Source organism: Lactivibrio alcoholicus (assembly GCF_055390895.1).
On the sequence record NZ_AP042471.1, the window covers coordinates 218,267 to 236,098 of the forward strand.

Below are 17,832 nucleotides of genomic sequence, written 5' to 3' on the forward strand. Positions count from 1 at the left end.
TGCCTATTCCTCCTCCCTGCGGACGATGGCGTCCTGCGGACACATTTCGATGCAGACGCCGCACTCGACGCAGAAACGTTCGTCGATGGACGCTTTCTTTCGGGTCGCGTCGAACACAAGCCCCGGACAGTTGAAGTTCGTGATGCACTGCGTGCATCCGACGCACTTTTCCTCTTTCACGGTCACCGGGATGCGCTCCTGCCTGACCTTGAGCTTCGTGAGACACGGATGACGCATGACGACGACCGCCGGCTCGAGGTTCTTCCGCGCGTATTCCCACGCGTCCCTGAGGACCGGCGCGTTCTTCCTCAGAGCGTACGGATCGACGGTGACGACGTATTTCGCGCCGCACCCCTTCGCCGTCTCCTCGATCGGGAGACGGACGCCCTCCTCCCCTTCGCGCATCTTGCCCCCGCTTCCGGGATTGTCCTGGCCGCCCGTCATCGCCGTCGTGCCGTTGTCCATGATGCAGAGAACGAACGCGTGGCGGTTGTAGACGGCCGTCGCGAGTCCCGGCAGGCCCATGTGGAAGAACGTCGAGTCGCCAAGCGTCGCGAAGATCGGCCGGTCGGCCCCTTTGCCGTCGGCCTTGTGCGCGAGATATACCCCCGAGGCGACCGTGATCGACGCCCCCATGCTGACGATCGTGTCGATCGCGTTCTGCTGCTTGACCAGGCCGTAGCAGCCGATATCGCTGCATACGATGGCGTTCGGATACGCCTTCCGGATTGCCGCGAAACCGGGCCTGTGTCCGCAGCCCGGGCACAAGCGCGGCGGGAGCACGCCGAGCCCGAGGGCGTTCCGCGCCGAGGCGAGCGACTGCGCGGCGGCGTCCTCCGACGCGACGCCGTCGCCGAGGAAGCGCGACAGGATGCCCGCGATGACGTCCGTCGTCAGTTCGCCGTTCGAGGGAACGAATCCGTTCCAGCGGCCGAGCGTTCCCGTCCGGTCCGGAAGCTGCATCTCGATCGCCGGGTACGTCTCCTCGAGGACGAGCGTCTTCTCGTGCCGCGCGATGAAGTCCTCGACCATTTTTACGGGAAGCGGGACCGGCGTTCCGATCTTGAGAACGGCAACGTCCGGCCGGCCGAGATCCCCGAGGAGATCCATCACGGCGGCGAAGCAGATGCCTCCCGCCACGACCCCGAACCGTGCCGTTCCCTTGGCGGGAATTTCGTAGTTGTACTTCGGGAATGCCGTCTCGAAATCCGCGGCGATTCGAGCATACCGCTCGTTGTGCATTGGGAGCGTCTCCCGGATCAGCCGGGCTGGAAGATGAATGAAGTGCCCGACGGGCTGACGGTCGAACTTCGCGGGGCGGTCGACGGAAACCGGGTCGAGAAGGTCGACATCCTGCCGGCAGTGGTCGACGCGGACCGTCGGACGAAGCATCGTCACGACGCGGTACTTCTCGGAAACCTCGAACGCGTCGCGCGCCATTTCCTTCGCCTCTCTCGCGTCGGAGGGGTCGAAGCACGGGATCTTCGCGTACATCGCGAAGAAACGCGAGTCCTGATCCGTCTGCGACGCGTGGCACCCCGGATCGTCGCTGACGACAAGGACGAGACCTCCGTTCAGCTCGGTCAGAGAGCACGTCATGAACGGATCCGCCGCCACGTCGAGCCCAACCTGTTTCATCACGGCGCAGGCGCGCTTTCCGGCATACGTCGCACCGAGCGCGGTCTCGAACGCGACCTTCTCGTTCGCGCCCCATTCGACCTGCGTCTTCGTTTTCAGATCGTCCGCCCAGAACGCGATCGACGGCAGAATCTCCGACGACGGCGTCCCCGGATAGGCGCACGCGACCTCGCATCCGGCCTCGACGATCCCCCGTGCGATCGCCTCATTTCCCATCAGAATCGCTTTCGTTCCCATGGTCGCCTCCCCCTTCCTCTCCACGGACATCCCTCAGATAGGAATAGACCGTGTACTTCGTGTTCCCCATTTCGCGGGCCAGCGTCTCCACCGCTCCCTTGAGCCGAAAGAATCCTTCTCGGTCAAGAATCCGCATCGCCTCGAGCTTTTCCTGCCTTGTCGACAACCGGAGCGGCTTTCCGATGCGCCGCCGCATGACCTTCAGGTTGCGCTCCACCAGCTCGTCCATCCGCCCCGGCGGGCCTTCGTCGCGCGGAACTTCCGAATACGAGTCGTCCCGAACGCCGGTCAAATGATCGGCCATCGCCTTGAGCGCCTCGGCGCGAGCCATGTCGAAGTTGACGCAGAGGTATCCGAGGACGGCGCCCTTCTCGTCCCGAATGAAGATCGTCGTCGTGCGGATTCGTCTTCCGTCGCGCGTCCGCGTCAGCGAATTCGCGACATACTCGCTCCCCGACACTTCCGGGCGGGCGAGCAGAAACCGCGCATAGTCCGTAACCGCCCCCCCGACGGCGCGCCCAGTCACGTATCCGTGTTCGATCGCGACGATCGAGTGTTCCGGAACGGACGTATCGTGGAGAACGAGTTCGTAATCCGGTCCGAGGGCTTCCGCCAACCCCCGGATAACCGGAACGTACGACGCGAGAATCGGATGGAGCGTCACGGCGATCTTCCTTTCGGCCATCAATTTATTGTGATTATATCACTTTTTTGTGATATCCTGTGATTCGTTCCGGCATCCATTCCTCGAATGGTATGATTGCCCGGACGAACTTTCCGGAAGGACGTGGGTTCATGAGAGACGAATCGGAAGGCCTTTCCTCGCGCAACGGCGCGTTTCGGTACCGGTGGATCGTCTGGGGGGTCATGGTTCTCGCGTACATGATCGTCTTCTTCCACAGGCTCGCGGCGGGGGTCGTCCGGGACGACCTCGTCCGGGCGTTTTCGCTGAGCGCGACATCCTTCGGGAACATGGCGTCGATGTATCTCTACGCCTATATGATCATGCAGATCCCGGTGGGGATGCTCGCGGACTCGCTCGGCGCGAGGCTCACCGTCACGGTCGGGATGATCGTCGCGGGCGCGGGGTCGTTTCTCTTCGCGTTCGCGCCGTCGTCGTCCGTGCTGCTCGTTGGCCGCTTTCTCGTCGGCGCCGGCGTGTCGACCGTTTTCGTCTCCATTCTGAAGATCCAGTCGAAGTGGTTCCGCGAACGGGAGTTCGGTACGATGTCCGGTCTGACGGCCCTGATCGGGAACCTCGGAGGCGTCGTCGCCCAGACGCCGCTCGCGATCGTCGTCGCGTGGATTTCGTGGAGGACGACGTTCGCCGGGATCGGCGCGGTCTCGGTCGTTCTCGCCGTCCTCTGTTACGTCTTCATCCGGAACGCGCCGTCGGACATGGGCTTCCCGCCGGTCAACGAGGCGACGGCGGCTCCGGTGCGGAAGACGTCGCTTTCGAGGGCGCTCGCGAACGTCTTCGCGCGGCGCGAGATGCTTCCCGCCTCGATCGTCAGCGGCGCGTTCTCCGGAACCTATCTCGCATTCTCCGGGGCCTGGGCGGTTCCATTCCTGACGGCCGTGTACGGGATGGACAAGGCCGCGGCGTCCACCTTCGCCGCGTGGACGATCTACGGGACCATGGCGGGAAGTCTCCTCACGGGGTGGATTTCCGACAGGATGGGGAGCCGGAAGATCCCGCTCGTGACGCTTTCCGTCTTCGCGACCGCGTGCTGGGGGATCCTCGCGTTCTCGGGCGCCTCGATTCCGCGCCCGCTCCTCGCCCCGCTCTTCTTCGTCATGGGACTGACGGGAACGTGCTACGTGATCTCCTGGGCGTACGCGAAGGAACTCAACGCACCGGACTTCACGGGAATCGGCCTCGCAGTCCTCAACACCGGAAGCTTCCTCGGCTCCGCGGCTCTCACGACCTTCATGGGCGTCATCCTCGACGCGAGCGCATCGCTCCCTCCGGACGCGCAGTACGGAAGAGCGTTCCTGCTCTGCTTTGCGGCGTGCGTCGCGGGAGTCTTCTGCTCCCTGCTCCTTCCGGAGACGAAGTGCCGCAACATCGCCGTGGAATTGGACGCGAAACGCCGAACGTAACGAAGGTTCTTCCCGGCACAAGCAATGGTTCAGAATCGAAAACGGGACACGACATTATTGGCAGCGTCGAGAACCTTCGGATGGACGCAGAGCGTCCATCCGGGATCTCCGCTCCCGCCGTAAATGCGCTCCCACGAAAAAAGATCGTCATCGACGACACACGGCAGCTTCGGGATAACGAGCGGAACGGATCCCGGACGGGCTCCCGCATGCCGCTCGACTTCGTCGGGTTTCGCGAGCCCGAGCGTCCGTACGCCGAAAAGCGGCGCCAACGCGCCGAAATCGACCTTTCCGTGCGCCCCCGAGACGATGACGAGGTGAAACCCCTCCTCGGAGCGGGCGACGAGGGCCGGAGCCGTCTGCGCGATATCGATCCCGAAAAACGACGCGCCTTCCTGCGCCGAGCGGAGCGGCCGCGCATTCGGAAGGAAGGCGTACGGCAGTCCGGTCGAATCGAGAAACGTCCGAAGCGCGCTGAGCGACGCGGGGATGTCCTCCCGTCGGACGGAACGCGCTAGTTCTTCCCTTCCGCTATCCGTGCGATCCATTGTTCCGTTGTCAGGACTTCGGAAAACCGCGACGCCTGCACGACGAGAATCGTCGAGTGGAGCTGTTCCGCGGAAACGGATCCGGCCGCATTGGCGAAAGCGAGCGTTCCGGTCGAGTCGGAGAGGAATTCGACGGAGTACCCCTCGTGGCACGCCTGGCGTGCCGTCGTGTCGCAACACATCTGCGTCATGTACCCCGCGATGACGACCCGGTCGATCTTCCGGTCACGGAGCCACTGGCCGAGGGACGTCCCGGTGAACGACCCGGGAAGCCTCTTTTCGATGAGAATGTCGCGCGGTCTTCGCTCGATCTCGGGGTGAAGATCCCACCCCCGGGTTCCCTTCTGAAAGACGCGCTGTCCGTCCGGCGCGGTATGCTGGATCACGCAGACGGGAATCGCCGTCGCAGCCGCGGCATCCATCGCACGGAGGATGTTGGCGGAGGATCCCAGCGGATGGACGACGGGCATCGCTCCGTCGAAATACTCGTTCTGGACGTCGATGACGAGAAGCGCACGATTCATGAACGTTCCTCCTGTTCTCCCATGAAACGGACGCTCCTCATCGGCCTCTCGTTGACGAGGAGCCGGAAGACGTCCGGACGTGCGTAGTGCCCCATGCAGTCGAAATCGAACCTGCTCTGCGCGACGAGGTCGAGATCGAGATCCGCGACCAGCGTCTCTTCCCTGTCGAAGACCGGTCCGGCGACGTAGCGCCCCATCGGGTCCAGAATCGCGCTGCCTCCCGGGCAGATGTTCTCCGGCTGCTCCGCGAGATCCCCGTAATACCCCAGATCGCGGGGATACATCGACTTCGTCACGTGCTGGTTGCACGAGAGTACGAAGCAGCGCCCCTCGAGCGCGATGTGGCGGATGGTCGCCTGCCACTCCTCGCGGGAGTCGGCGGTCGGCGCGACGTAGAGGGACACGCCCTTGCCGTAGATGGCCGTCCGGGCGAGCGGCATGTAGTTCTCCCAGCAGATGAGTCCGCCCATCCTGCCGTAGGGGGTGTCGACGACGGTCAGCGTGCTGCCGTCTCCCTCTCCCCAGACGATCCGCTCCGAGCCCGTCGGCTTGAGCTTCCGGTGCTTCCCGAGCAGCGTTCCGTCGGGCCCCAAGTAGAGCGTCGTGCAATAGAGCGTTCCCCATTCTCGTTCGATGACGCCCATCAGGAGAAAGACTCCGTGCCTTCCGGCGGCTTCGGCGAGAACCCGCGTCTCTCTGCCGGGAACGTCCACGCTGTTGTCGAAATACCGCTGAAAATCGCGCTTCCCTTCGGGACTCCGCTTTCCGATGATCGTTCCGAAGGACAATCCCCGAGGGTACGCGGGGATGAAGGCCTCCGGAAAGAGAACAATTCTCGCCCCACTCTCCGCCGCCGCCGCAATCAACGCGACGGCCTTTTCGAGCGTCGCCGGCTTATCCATGAGCACCGGTGCGGCCTGGACGACGGCGACCTTCACCATATTCCCGTTTTCCGGCAATCGATTCCCCTCCCTTTCAGACATTTGGATTATCCCAGATATGTGCCGGGGCTGCATTCGTTCTTTCGAAAATATCCTCGCGGCTTTATCAGCTTCAGGAGGCGACACGTTTCCCGTACTGGAAGCGCGTGTGATTGCCCTCCATCCCAAAAGACCATCCGTCCCGGGATAATTCATATGCGAAAAAAAACATTGCAGAACATAAAAGATTTGCAAATACAGCCAAGTGCCCGGCTGCTATAATCGGAATGGTATTCCTGACACGAGGCAAACAAGGTCACTGACGGACAGAAGTGGTCATGAAGAATCGATCTCCTGCCTCGCCCGGACTTTCGCTTGCGGGATAAGCACATGTCGAACAATTTTTGGAGGTCTCATGCCCGAATTCACGACAAGACATGCGAGCGCAAACAATCGAAATGCCGTTCTCGAACTTCTGAGAAATGCCGCCGTCTGGCTCAACGATCGCCATATCGACTATTGGCAGAATTGGCACACGCCCCCTAAACTCCATCTTGATTGGATTATCCATTTACGAATGTCGTGAAGCGCGTTCGATGCAATCAGCCGCCGGCAGCTTCGTCATTTTCAGATATCAGGGTGAGAGCCCCGAAAGGAGATATCGATGGACAATCTTATGTTTGAGATTTTTGAGGATTTGCCTCGTCAGGGGCCAGGCGATTACGAATCGACAAAAAAGGCTTTTCTCATGCTTGAGGGCTTGCCGAAAGACCCAGAGATATTGGATGTCGGCTGCGGCGTGGGAAAACAGACACTTGCCCTGGCCGGACTGATTTCGGGGAGGATCATCGCCGTCGACAATCACGAGCCCTTTCTGGCGCAACTTCGCGAAAAGGTTCGTTCGGGGAAATATGATGCCGTGGTCCAAACGCATCAGGGTGACATGGCTGCCCTGGATTTTCCCGCGGGAAGTTTCGACGTGATATGGTCTGAAGGCGCCGCGTATATCATGGGATTTGCCAATGCGCTCGAAAAATGGCGATCTCTTCTTCGGCCAGCCGGCAGCATGGTTATCAGCGAAATCGTATGGTTCGAGAAGGAACCTCCCCGGGAAGTATCAGAATACTGGGCCAATGAAGTACCCGACATGAAGTATTTCGAAGATAATTTCCCCGTGATCGCCCGGGCAGGATATTCGGTTGTAGGATACTTCCCACTGCCGAGCGAGTCGTGGTGGTCCGATTACTATCATCCGCTTGAAAAGAAGCTGGCTGAGATGCGCACCACGTATCGCGACGATACCGAGGCGCAGGGATTGCTGGATTCATTTCAGACCGAAATGGAAATGCACAGGAAATATTCGCCGTATTTCGGTTACGGTTTCTACGTGATGAGGAGGAACGATTGATTCGGCTGCAACCTCATCAATCGAACGGCTGTCGAAGATATGCCGGCGCTTGTCATCGGCGCCGTGTCCGAAATGCGAATGGGTCTCGAGGCGTCGCATCGCCAATTCGCAGCATGGAGGACCGACATATGAACGTACGTGCGGCACCTGGTTCGAACCGAGCAACGCATACGAGCGAGATCGACGATGTGTAGGGCGAAGATCCTCGACGTGACCGCAGACACCGTCGACAAGACCGGCTTCTTCTGCTTCATGAGCAAGAGAAAAGCCGAAGGGTATCGGCGCAAGCTGCTGTGGCTCAAGGACCGCTTCGCGGAAGGACTGCACATCAGGATGCTCGCCTTGCCCGAACGTGGCTTCATCGAGTACGTTCCCGGCGAGCACGCATGGCGTGCGGTCCATGCCGACGGATATTTGTTCGTTCATTGCCTGTGGGTTGTCGGGAAAAGCAAAGGCAACGGGTATGCCGGCGCGCTTCTCGACGCCTGCATCGAGGACGCCCGCAAACGCGGAATGAATGGCGTCGCCGCGGTGGCCAGCGAAAAGGTATGGCTGGCGGACCGAAGGATTTTCGACAAGCACGGATTCGAATGCGTCGATACGGCGCCGCCGGCCTTTTCGCTGATGGTCAAAACGTTCGGCGACCATCCGTCCCCGTCCTTCGCCGGAGGGTGGGAGAAAAAGGCGGAGTCCTTCGGGAAAGGGCTGACCGTCGTGCGGTCGGATCAATGCCCGTATGTCGTGGACGCCACCGATATCGCCATGGGCGCAGCCGCGAAAGCCGGAATCGAGAGTCGGATCGTCGACCTCAGGAGCCGCGATGACGTCATGCGCTTGTCCCCGTCGGCATACGGAGTCTTCGCACTCGTTCTCGACGGGAAGCTCCTGAGCTACCACTACCTGCTCGAAAAAGACCTTCTGCCGTTGCTGACACGCGAGGCGTGAGACAACGGACGTCGCGGCCGCGCCGGGCGACCAAGGCGCTATGGCCGGAGCATCATTTCGGATACTGCTCCATGAGCGCACGACACGTCTCGGTCAGAAGCACGATCTCTCCGCTGGTCTCGACGAAGCCACCCTCTTTCGGATCAGAGGCAACGCGACCTGCCTGGTACAAGGGCGCTTTGCACCGTCAAGCCTACGACTAAAAGTCTTTCTGTCCCGCTGGCAACAAGTGGCGAATCAGCAGACCGGAATGTTGCGCTCCCCCGCGGGATGTTCCGAAAGTTCACCTGTGGATACGTCACGGGCATGGATTTTGAACATCGATCACGAGCGACGCGCGTCGTATCGAGCATCGTCCTTTCAGCGGCGGGTCGGAGTCCGTCGTACGGAGTATTATATAATACACTGCCGGCGCAACGGCCTATCCGCGATGAAGCGTTTGCGCGAAAGCGACGGGAGCGGATGGATACGAGGGGAATGAAGAGACGATGGACGAAACGTGTATGTTCGTGACGCGAACCGGGGAAAAAAACGAAACCTCGATGCGTTGTCCGGAAGTGGATCCCTTTGCTGAGATAGCTCGGCAAACGACTCAAGGATACGCGGACAAACTTCTCGAACAGCTGAGAGACATGATCGTCGGGGGAAAGCTGCCTGCGGGTTACGTGTTTCCCAACGAAAACACGCTCTGCGCGCGACTGGCCGTCGGGCGCAGTACGCTCAGGGAGGCATACAAGGTTCTGGACGCTTTGGGATACATCACGCGCACCAAGAACGGAACCGTCGTCAACGACGTGGAGAGGTTGGCACTCGACGGGGCGTTCGGAACAATGCTGGAACTGTCGCAATGCCACGAACTCATAGAGTTCATTTTGCTGCTCGAACCTCAGGCCGCCGGGATGGCGGCGACCCGCGCGACAACCGCAGAGCTGGAATCGATCCGGGAATGCCTCGAGTTCTGCGAAGGCTGTGCGGGGAATCTCGCGGACCTCGAGGTCTGTAACCGTACGTTTCACGCCCGGGTGCGGCGCGCGGCCCACAATCGACTCGTAACGAGCGCGATCAGCGCGTCGTTCGAAGCGTTCGAGCGCTGCATCATAAGGAACGTCTACAGACCAGGGCTGAGCGTCGAGGCTTTTATCGAATCTTGTTTGCATCAGCATCGGAAACTCTATGAAGCACTTGAGAAGCGCGACAGCCGATGCGCCGAGGAAGTGGCCAGAAATCACCTTGAATGTGATGTCGATCGCGTGCGACGCCTTTTGGCCGAAAAAACGTAAAAACGCGACGCGGTTCCCCGTGGGCGAGTGGGGAACCGCGTCGACTATTCCACGTAGAATTCGCTCGTCCTTGCAATCACTCCTGCAACTGAAAGCCGCACTGAAGAGGATCCTCTTCATCGAGCACCAACCGATTGAATCCCGTGATGAACGCGCTTCCCGTGATTTCTGGAACGATCGCCGAATACGGACCCACCGTTGTCTTTTCCACGGCCCGCGCCGTGAACTTCGTTCGGAAGACACTTTCATGCACGAAATCCTCGTTCAGACCAAGCTGCCTCTTCGCGACCAGAGCAGCTACTTTCGCGCACGTGCCCGTCCCGCACGGAGATCGATCCACCTCACCGTGTCCCAGAACGACTATATTCTGACAGTCCGCACCCGCGCTCTTCGGAGGCCCGAAAACCTCCACGAGCTCCACCGATTCGATGGGCAGCTCGGGATGCCGTACCGCTACCTGTTCGTTAAGGCGTTTCATGAGGGTCAACGCCTTCGGAACGATCTCCGGAATCGTTTGCGGGCTGATATCGCCCACTTTCAGGGCCTTGTCTTCGACGAGCGCGAAGAAGTTGCCGCCGAACGCGATGTCGCATGGCACGCTTCCGATCTCGTCCACGTCCACACGGACATCTTCCCTATACAAAAACGCGGGCACGTTTCGAAACGACACTTCCTTCGCGCACGCGTTCTCGACACGGACACGGACGTGGACGGGGCCGACGGGAGCTTCGAGCAGCAGATCCGTGTACGGCTCCGTCACCGGCACCATGCCCGTCTCGACCAGCGCCGTAGCGACGCCGATAGTTCCGTGACCGCACATGTTGAGGCATCCTGCTCCGTCAATGAAGATCATCCCGTACGCCGCCTCGGCATCGAACGGTTCCGTCAGCACCGCACCGAACATATCCGCGTGCCCTCTCGGCTCGTGCATGACCAACCTGCGAAGCTGGTCACAATGGTCCATGAGATACTGCTTTTTCTCGAGCACGCTCCGTCCGCGCAACACGGGCATTCCCCCGGTAATGATCCGGGTCGCCTGCCCCGCCGTATGTGTGTCGATGGCACAAATGCTCTTCGTGAGATTCATGGCTTACCGCCAGTTCCGGGAACCCGGCTCGCCCGGCTCCGTTACGACAGTTCCCTGGCGCGTTCCACGGCCGACTTCACGCAGGACATGACCACGCCGTGAATCCCCGATTCCGCAAGGACGTGTATCCCGTCGATGGTGACCCCAGCGGGAGATGTCATCGCGTCGATGATCTGATACGGGTGCTTCCCCGTCCTCTGCAACATTACGGCCGAGCCGATCATGTTCTCGATCGCAATCGCGGCCGAATCCGCGCGGGAGAAGCCCGACTGCACCCCAGCGTCGATCATTCCCGTCAGGAAGTGCAGGACGTACGCGGGACCTGCGCAACCGTACGCCGTGAACTCGTCGAACAGTCGCTCAGGTATGAACATTGTCTGTCCGAGTGCGCCCATCATCGCGGCGATGTCTTCCTTGTCCTTCGCGTTGATCTTGTCGTTGATGCAGACGCCGCTGTAGCCGTGACGGGCTTCTATCAGAACGTTGGGCATCACGCGGGCGATACGCCGCTCGGCGCCCATGCGTTCGGCCATCCGGTCGAGCGTGAGCCCCGCGCAGATCGAAACGATGAGTGCGTCGGCGTTGCCGTGCGCTCGTATCCGCTCCATCACGACGTCCGCGTCCTGCGGCCGGACCGCCACGAAAATCAGCTCCGCTTCGGCCATGGCCACGGCGACGTCGTTCACGGGAGAAACACCGTACGTGTCGTGGAGATGCCGCATCCGCTCCTCGAGCACGTCATACACGTGGATGCTCTCGGGCACCATCACCTTGTTCGCTATCTGACCTCGGATGATTCCCTCGGCCATATTGCCGCCGCCGATAAATACAACGGACTTCCCTATCATTGTCACCTTCTCCTTTCCATCGCGCGTCACGCACGTTTCACGCCGGACTCGGCGTGGGCGCTTCGCACCTTCAGGCTCGCAAGCTCTCCCGAAAGCAGGCTGAACGAAGCGAAAACGATCACCACGAAAACGACCCATTTGATGTAGTACACATTCATGTCCTTGATCAGATACGCGGCGATGAACACGCCGAGCGTTCCGAAGATCGCGAACCAGAAGGTCGGTTTCCGTGCGTAGTTCTGCAGGCGCACGAATTCCGAAGATCCCACGGCGATCGAAAACGTGCATGCGCCCATCATGATGGGAAACGCCACGCGCGGGCTCAAACCCAGCGCGTAGATGGTGGCCATCGTCGGCGCGTAGGAACCGATGCCGATGTTGTTAAGCGCACCGTAGACGAACAAGGCACCTATCGCGATGAGCAGGCGGGGTCCTCGCAGGCTCGTGAGGGTTCCATCGGAAGGCAGGATGGATATCTGACCGAGGAAGACGAAGAGGGCGGCTATCGCAAGACCGATCCCCATCGCCCAGCGAATCGTGGAAGCGGGCAGTTTTGCAACGATCCGCGGACTGAAAACCGATCCGATGGTTTGCGCGAGGATCAACACCACCAGCGTGAGAAAATCGCACTGAATAGCGGTGATGTAGATCAGCGCCATGAACATCAACGGAATCGTGCACTCCGTATTGAGCGTCGGCGGGATCAGGCGATCCTCTATATATCCTGTCTTGCGGTAGACGACCGTGTTGATCGCGTAATCCGAAACGCCGAACGTCGCGCCAATCATCGTGATGAAACCAAGAACGATATAAAACAGGTTGCTGCCCTTTTCCGCGAACGTTTCCTCCCTATGCTTCAAAAAATCCACGACGAAGCGAACGATAAAAAGGAGATTGATCAGCACGATCGATACCAGCAACGCTGTAATCACGGTATCCCTCCTATGCGGGTATATTCACATATGTTGTCTGACAACATACATATGGTACATCTGTGAAATACTCTTGTCAAGAGAGACGTGATATGGCACGTCGTGGACTGGTATCCGCAGGGTGGTTTTGATAATCTAAAAACTGACAACTTGGGGGTGGAACGCACGAAACCTGAGAACCGGCGGGGAAAGAATACCCAATCTTACGGAAGCGATTTTCCGATCTTCGGGCGTAATATAAGAGGAAGCGCGCAGAAGCAATGAAGGGTTTATCGGGGGGCCTTCGCAGTATCAGGACGAAATACGACATTTCTCGGCAAAAACCGTACATTGATTTGACATGCGAGGTCAGCATTTATCGAATCTTGACAAGCAAAAAAAACACGATCCTGCGGGATGACTCCCACAGGATCGTGCATCGACTGGGAACCGTTTGGATAACGGTATTGTCTTCTGGCTCCCCGTGTGCAACCCTCTTCATAACCGTTCTCCGTTCTCCGGCTGTTAACCGAAAACCTTCAATATCAAAGGGTTATCAAGGAATATGTGGAGCCCCGGCGGGCCGGAAGCGGTGTTGAGTCACATTTCTCTGGCACCTAACCTGGCCGTGTGTGTCGCAAAGTATGTCGCAAAGGTGTCGTAAACTTTGTCGCAAACCTGTCGCAAAGATTAGTCTCCCTCCGCCAAGCAGTAGAGCAGATGGTGGGTCTCACCTTCTGTGACGATCAGACCTCGGTCTACCATCGCTTTCAGGTCTCGCTGCAGAGACCGGCGGTTGACATCGGGGCATAGGCCCTCGAAATCCTGGATGGTCAGACTGCCGTGCTCCAAGATGTGGGCGAGGGCTTTGGCCTGGCGGTCCGAAAGCCGGTGCTCTTTGACCAGCACGTCCCGTCGGATGGCCTGCTCGCCACGCTCTCTGACTTCGGTAAGCTGGGTAGTCAACCCCTCGACGAAATATTCCAGCCAGCCGGTCATGTCCATGCCGTGCTCGCGGACGCTCTGGATAGCCCGATAGAATGCCGGCCGGTCTCGATCATAGTATTCGCTGATCGTAAACAGGCGCTTGAAGTCATACCCGGCCCGGTAGAGGCACAAGGTCGAGAGCAGCCGGGATGTCCGGCCGTTGCCATCCAGGAACGGGTGGATATGCACGAACTGGAACTGAGAGATGCCGCTCACCAGAACCGGGTGAACTTCTTTCTCCTGGTTGAGCCAGTCCACCAGCTCCGTCATCATGATCGGCACATCGTGTGCCGGGGGCGGAGTGTAGACTGTCTCGCCGGTGGTCGAGTTGACCACGTAGTTCTGGATTTTCCGATACTCGCCGGGAGCAGCGGCTCCGCCCCGCACGCCCTCGACGAGCCGCTTGTGGATTTCCCGAACCAGCCCTTCCGTAATCGGACCGCCGTGCTCGAGATACTCGGAAACGAACTCAAAGGCCCTCTTGTAGTTCAGCAATTCCCGCACATCATCGGGATCGGCCTCGGGGACCGGATTGCCTGCGAGGAGTTGCTCGGCCTGATCCAAGGTCAGACGCGCTCCCTCGATGTGCGTGGTGTGGTGGGCTTCCAAGACCAACGCACGGCGGCCCATCTCCCGCACCCAGGCATCGGACAAAGTCGCGGCTTCCAGGAACCCCCGAGCCCGCTCAATGCGGGTCAGCCCGGCGGTGATCCGGTTGGTGATGGTGAAGATGGGATGAAAGCTTTTGGTCATTCCACCTCACCTCCATTCTCAGGAGCACCATGAGGCTGATCAGCAGGAGCTGGGCAGACAGGTTGCCTCCCCTCCCACCTTTCGCATACGGCTTCAAAATCAGGGTGACTCTCCTTTTGGGTCCAGCTCCGATAGAACTTTGGGTTCTTGCTTTTTGGAACAGGACTGGCTTCTCGCATTTCCACCAATGCGGGAGCCTGAACACACTCTCCCAATACCAAGGCGCTTCGAGGGGCAAGAGCTGGAAGTTGGTCGAGAAGCTGGCCGTAGATGCCGGGCACGATTTCCCGGAAATAGCGCAAATCTTCAGGATTCTGCAGACGATGAACAACAAAGCTATTGCACTGTGAGAGCACCGTTTTTGATAGTTCGCTTGGACGTTGGGAAGCTACAACCAATCCCAACCCATACTTCCTGCCTTCTCGGGCGATGCGCTCAAAGACGAGTTTTGAAATGGAATCCTCCTCCATCTTTCTTCCCTCACGTATATAGTTCTGTGCTTCCTCAAGAATGAGTACAACTGGGTACTCCCCACGTCCGATTCCACTCACCGGATCGCTCAATCGCTGCAAAAATTCATGTATTAGGCGACCAATAAGCGCCGTCACATTCTCAAGAACTTCAGAGGCGAGGAGGCTCAGATCAATGATGACAACATTGGATCGAGTCGAACCACGTCGTTGCCTGTCGTAGAAAGGCAGTTGGCCTTCCGGACACACATCAGTGTTTGTGAGTCCTGCTTCGCGTAAACATTCAGCACCCAGAATGTCCCGCATGAAGGTAGCAAGAGAGTTCGTGACCGATGGCCATTCAGAACAAGTGGGGCCGAACATGAATTCGAACCGGGAATCCTCCAGTAGCCGGTATATACGCATCAGCATTGTTGAGCAATTATCCCGAGCCCGCGAAGAGCTTGCTTCGTCACGAGTCATGGCGTGCTCAAGATACCGGTAGCGAAATTCGCTTTTGCTAAAGAACCTCGGGCAATCTGCCGACGCCGTGCTGAGAGCTGTGCTGTTCTCTGGAAGTCGCGATAAAGTCCCCAACAACGGTTTGATAGACTCCTCAATGCGTCTTCGTTTGTTCACATCGATGGCTGCGTATGCCTCGTATTGTTGTCCCTCGTTGCGGATTCCATCCCGCACGACATCTCTTATTCCCTCAAAGATCGTTTTGATGTTTGTAGCTGTAATATTTGGGTATTGTTCAGATAGAAGACTAATTTGTTGATCGATGGCCTGCTCCTCAATGTAAGTGAGAAATCCATCGCATAACTGCCGGATAGACTTTGCGTCTTTGGTCTCGGCACCAGAACAAAGCCCAAGTATCCGGTTGCATTCCTTAATAATGTTTTCGCGCACAAGGAACCAGTTCTCGGCACCTTCCGCAGAGTCACGAGCCGACGACAGTGCGTTAAGCAGTACCGGCCGCTGAACGCCAGGTGACGCCCTGAACAAACGGACGAAGTCCTCTGAATCCATGAACCAGTATGGGATAGCGAGCTTCTCTTTTTCCGTAGGATCGGTCGGAATATAGAGCGCTTTGAATGCCGCATCTGCATCGGTCCATCCCTGGTCCCCATTTTTCCTTTGGAAAGCTGTGCGGTATTCCCCATTGGTGTCGAGGATTATGAACCGCGTTTGCTTTACCGATGCATGGTTGATAATAGACTGAATAATGGTGGCGATGGTGCAGGACTTGCCGGAGCCGGTACTTCCGATGATAGCGGCATGTTTTCCGAAGAATGCATCCGGATCGATTTTGATGTCGTAATCTGGAAATACAGCGGATCGACCAATTGGGATACAAAAGCCAGGTTCGTCTAAAGAAGATGATATTTCCTGATCGGGAGACTTGCCGAATATCGCATCGAGGTCTTTTCGCGTCGTGATAAGAACCGGTGAGTCAAGCACCGGGAACAGATTGATCCCCTGCCGGAATCTACCCTCGTCAATAGTGCCGATCATCGTTGCCTTCATCAATCTTCGGGAGGAAGGCAGCGTCACCATGGTCTTGTCGGCCTTCAGTTCGCTTTCCTCTGTCAATAGAACACGTGTGACCATAGCCACGATTCGGCGGGCACCGACGGGAATTATGACGTATGAGTTGATTCGCCCGACCTCCAGCGTTCCCTCATAGGTGGATCGGGTCAGGGCTTTCAGGTCCCGGTTCAATTCAACCGTCACCTGGGCGGTGTCAACTGCGACGACCCGGCCAATTTCATGGTCACTTGCCATCGTTGTCCTCTTCTGCATCTTCCGCCTTTCGCCCGGAAGGCGATGATAGCCCCTTGAAGGTTTTCATTACTTTGGCATCGATTTCCTCTTCTCTCAGGTCGGGCAAAAGCTTCGCAACAAAACCTTCAAATGTCCCTAACCCCCAGCCCTTGACAATCCACACGCGTTCATCTTCGAGTTTCTCCAGCTTCGAGACGAAAACATTCTTCGGATCGGGGTCCACCACAACAAGAGTAAAGCTCGGGATGGCAAGCGCCTGCCGGATCAAAGCATTGACGTGATCATCTCCGAATCCGTAACCAATCACAAAAAGTGCCGATTGGGGTTGCGCGATGGCGTTTCCAAACCGACGAAACAGCTCGGAATACGGCATGCCCAGCGCCTGTCCATATTTGAGAGGAGATGGATAGATCAGCACATCGTCTGTATGACAGCCTTCGTTGTAAAAGGTTGCAAAAAGGCCGAAGGGATTTTCCCAATCCGGCTCGGAACGATGCCAGGTAATTGAGCCATGTAGCTTATAAAGATGAAGTGCCCGATCAAATCTATGAACCCGTCCTTCAGTAGTCTGTGCGGGGAAATAGAAATCTATGTCGTAGGACTCGGGCCTAAAAACACGGCGCAGTGTTCCCACGAATCCGTCGACAAGCACCGCTCCTTCGGCATCTCCGGCTTGTTCAATCAGTGTGTCATAATTGAGGGTAAAGAGATTCGCCCGTCGCAGGTTGAGCGGTCGAGTGAGGACCTTCTTGATGAATTTCCTATGACTCCGAAGAGGCTCATCCAAGCCAGACTTTGGCAGGTTAAGGAGAATCGTCAAGGAGCCAGTGATCTCTTTGATCAGGCGAGCCAAATCGCTCTTGACGATTGACAGTTCGGAGCCGCCCGTCAGTTTCAATGTATCAGTCACATCGAGGATTCCGGCATGCCATGTATGCAATTGACTGAGATAGACTTCAAGGTTCACACCAATCGCGGGAATATCCTTCTCTTCGGTCGACTGAAAATGCTTAGATCGCTCTTTAAACGAGAAATCGTCTTGGGAAAGGCTTGAAACGATCTTGTAGAAAAGAGCTATCCAGCCGGGGACTTCTTTCCCTTTCTGCTCCTTGCCAGCCTTGTCGATAAGCAACTTCTCAAGGGGCTTTGGTATTGTGGCAAGAGATACGCCTCCAGCGGCCAGGGAGGCACCGGCCCCGAGCAGGAATGAGACGTTGTCGGTTTTGATGATTGTGCCAAACCGGACGCGCATCTCCTTGAGGAGTTCATCGAGTGCCTTTTGAACCTTCTCCTGGTTCTCGGGGTTCTCAGGGTCAGTGCTCAAGATGCCATGCAGGTGTCGCTCTATGATATCCTCGTTGCCGATGCTTATCTGATAATCAGATAAGCGGAAAGTCTCGCTCATT

The 17,832-nt window shown here is 58.1% G+C and carries 15 protein-coding genes; 4 read left to right on the forward strand and 11 right to left on the reverse strand.

Annotated features, from left to right (window positions below):
- Window positions 1–3: 3 nt before the first annotated feature.
- A complete protein-coding gene (locus ACZ5IU_RS01115; RefSeq protein WP_464419671.1) occupies window positions 4–1,875 on the reverse strand; it encodes a thiamine pyrophosphate-dependent enzyme in 1,872 nt (623 codons plus the stop codon).
- Complete coding sequence (locus tag ACZ5IU_RS01120; RefSeq protein ID WP_464419673.1) at window positions 1,844–2,539, reverse strand: helix-turn-helix transcriptional regulator; 696 nt, start codon at window positions 2,537–2,539, stop codon at window positions 1,844–1,846. The genes ACZ5IU_RS01115 and ACZ5IU_RS01120 overlap by 32 nt, the downstream gene beginning before the upstream one ends.
- Before the next feature lie 131 nt (window positions 2,540–2,670).
- Here ACZ5IU_RS01120 and ACZ5IU_RS01125 point away from each other — a divergent pair, with 131 nt between their 5' ends.
- Window positions 2,671–3,978 carry an MFS transporter gene (locus ACZ5IU_RS01125; RefSeq protein WP_464419675.1) on the forward strand — a complete coding sequence of 436 codons (1,308 nt, stop codon included), beginning with the start codon at window positions 2,671–2,673 and terminating at the stop codon, window positions 3,976–3,978.
- A gap of 29 nt (window positions 3,979–4,007) precedes the next feature.
- On the opposite strand, the gene ACZ5IU_RS01130 is transcribed toward ACZ5IU_RS01125, so the two are convergent.
- Genes ACZ5IU_RS01130 through ACZ5IU_RS01140 form a run of 3 tightly spaced genes read right to left on the reverse strand, consistent with a single transcriptional unit; the run spans window position 4,008 to window position 6,009 of the window.
- Window positions 4,008–4,526 (reverse strand): aminoacyl-tRNA deacylase, encoded by a 519-nt coding sequence (locus ACZ5IU_RS01130; protein WP_464419677.1) that lies wholly within the window; start codon window positions 4,524–4,526, stop codon window positions 4,008–4,010.
- A complete protein-coding gene (locus tag ACZ5IU_RS01135; RefSeq protein ID WP_464419679.1) occupies window positions 4,493–5,050 on the reverse strand; it encodes a cysteine hydrolase family protein in 558 nt (185 codons plus the stop codon). The genes ACZ5IU_RS01130 and ACZ5IU_RS01135 overlap by 34 nt, the downstream gene beginning before the upstream one ends.
- On the reverse strand, window positions 5,047–6,009 hold the full coding sequence (locus ACZ5IU_RS01140) for a carbon-nitrogen hydrolase family protein (protein WP_464419681.1): 963 nt from the start codon (window positions 6,007–6,009) through the stop codon (window positions 5,047–5,049). The genes ACZ5IU_RS01135 and ACZ5IU_RS01140 overlap by 4 nt, the downstream gene beginning before the upstream one ends.
- 625 nt (window positions 6,010–6,634) lie before the next feature.
- Between ACZ5IU_RS01140 and ACZ5IU_RS01145 the strand changes: the two genes are divergently transcribed.
- From ACZ5IU_RS01145 to ACZ5IU_RS01155, 3 genes are all read left to right on the forward strand, one after another.
- Window positions 6,635–7,378, forward strand: a complete 744-nt coding sequence (locus ACZ5IU_RS01145; protein WP_464419683.1) for a class I SAM-dependent methyltransferase — start codon at window positions 6,635–6,637, stop codon at window positions 7,376–7,378.
- Window positions 7,379–7,564: 186 nt separating this feature from the next.
- On the forward strand, window positions 7,565–8,323 hold the full coding sequence (locus ACZ5IU_RS01150) for a GNAT family N-acetyltransferase (RefSeq protein WP_464419685.1): 759 nt from the start codon (window positions 7,565–7,567) through the stop codon (window positions 8,321–8,323).
- Window positions 8,324–8,811: 488 nt separating this feature from the next.
- Window positions 8,812–9,603, forward strand: a complete 792-nt coding sequence (locus tag ACZ5IU_RS01155; protein WP_464419687.1) for a FadR/GntR family transcriptional regulator — start codon at window positions 8,812–8,814, stop codon at window positions 9,601–9,603.
- A 76-nt stretch (window positions 9,604–9,679) separates the two neighbouring features.
- Here ACZ5IU_RS01155 and ACZ5IU_RS01160 read toward each other — a convergent pair whose 3' ends face one another.
- The 6 genes from ACZ5IU_RS01160 to ACZ5IU_RS01185 form a co-directional block, all read right to left on the reverse strand.
- On the reverse strand, window positions 9,680–10,690 hold the full coding sequence (locus ACZ5IU_RS01160; protein ID WP_464419689.1) for a proline racemase family protein: 1,011 nt from the start codon (window positions 10,688–10,690) through the stop codon (window positions 9,680–9,682).
- A 41-nt stretch (window positions 10,691–10,731) separates the two neighbouring features.
- Entirely contained in the window at window positions 10,732–11,538 is an 807-nt protein-coding gene (gene proC / locus ACZ5IU_RS01165) for a pyrroline-5-carboxylate reductase (RefSeq protein ID WP_464419691.1), read from the reverse strand.
- A 26-nt stretch (window positions 11,539–11,564) separates the two neighbouring features.
- Window positions 11,565–12,470, reverse strand: coding sequence for a sulfite exporter TauE/SafE family protein (locus ACZ5IU_RS01170; protein WP_464419693.1), 906 nt, complete (start codon window positions 12,468–12,470; stop codon window positions 11,565–11,567).
- A gap of 669 nt (window positions 12,471–13,139) precedes the next feature.
- Entirely contained in the window at window positions 13,140–14,189 is a 1,050-nt protein-coding gene (locus tag ACZ5IU_RS01175) for a Fic family protein (RefSeq protein ID WP_464419695.1), read from the reverse strand.
- Complete coding sequence (locus ACZ5IU_RS01180) at window positions 14,186–16,426, reverse strand: ATP-binding protein (RefSeq protein WP_464419697.1); 2,241 nt, start codon at window positions 16,424–16,426, stop codon at window positions 14,186–14,188. Before ACZ5IU_RS01180 ends, ACZ5IU_RS01175 begins: the two co-directional genes overlap by 4 nt.
- Window positions 16,416–17,831, reverse strand: coding sequence for an SIR2 family protein (locus tag ACZ5IU_RS01185; RefSeq protein WP_464419699.1), 1,416 nt, complete (start codon window positions 17,829–17,831; stop codon window positions 16,416–16,418). The genes ACZ5IU_RS01180 and ACZ5IU_RS01185 overlap by 11 nt, the downstream gene beginning before the upstream one ends.
- Window position 17,832 lies beyond the last annotated feature (1 nt).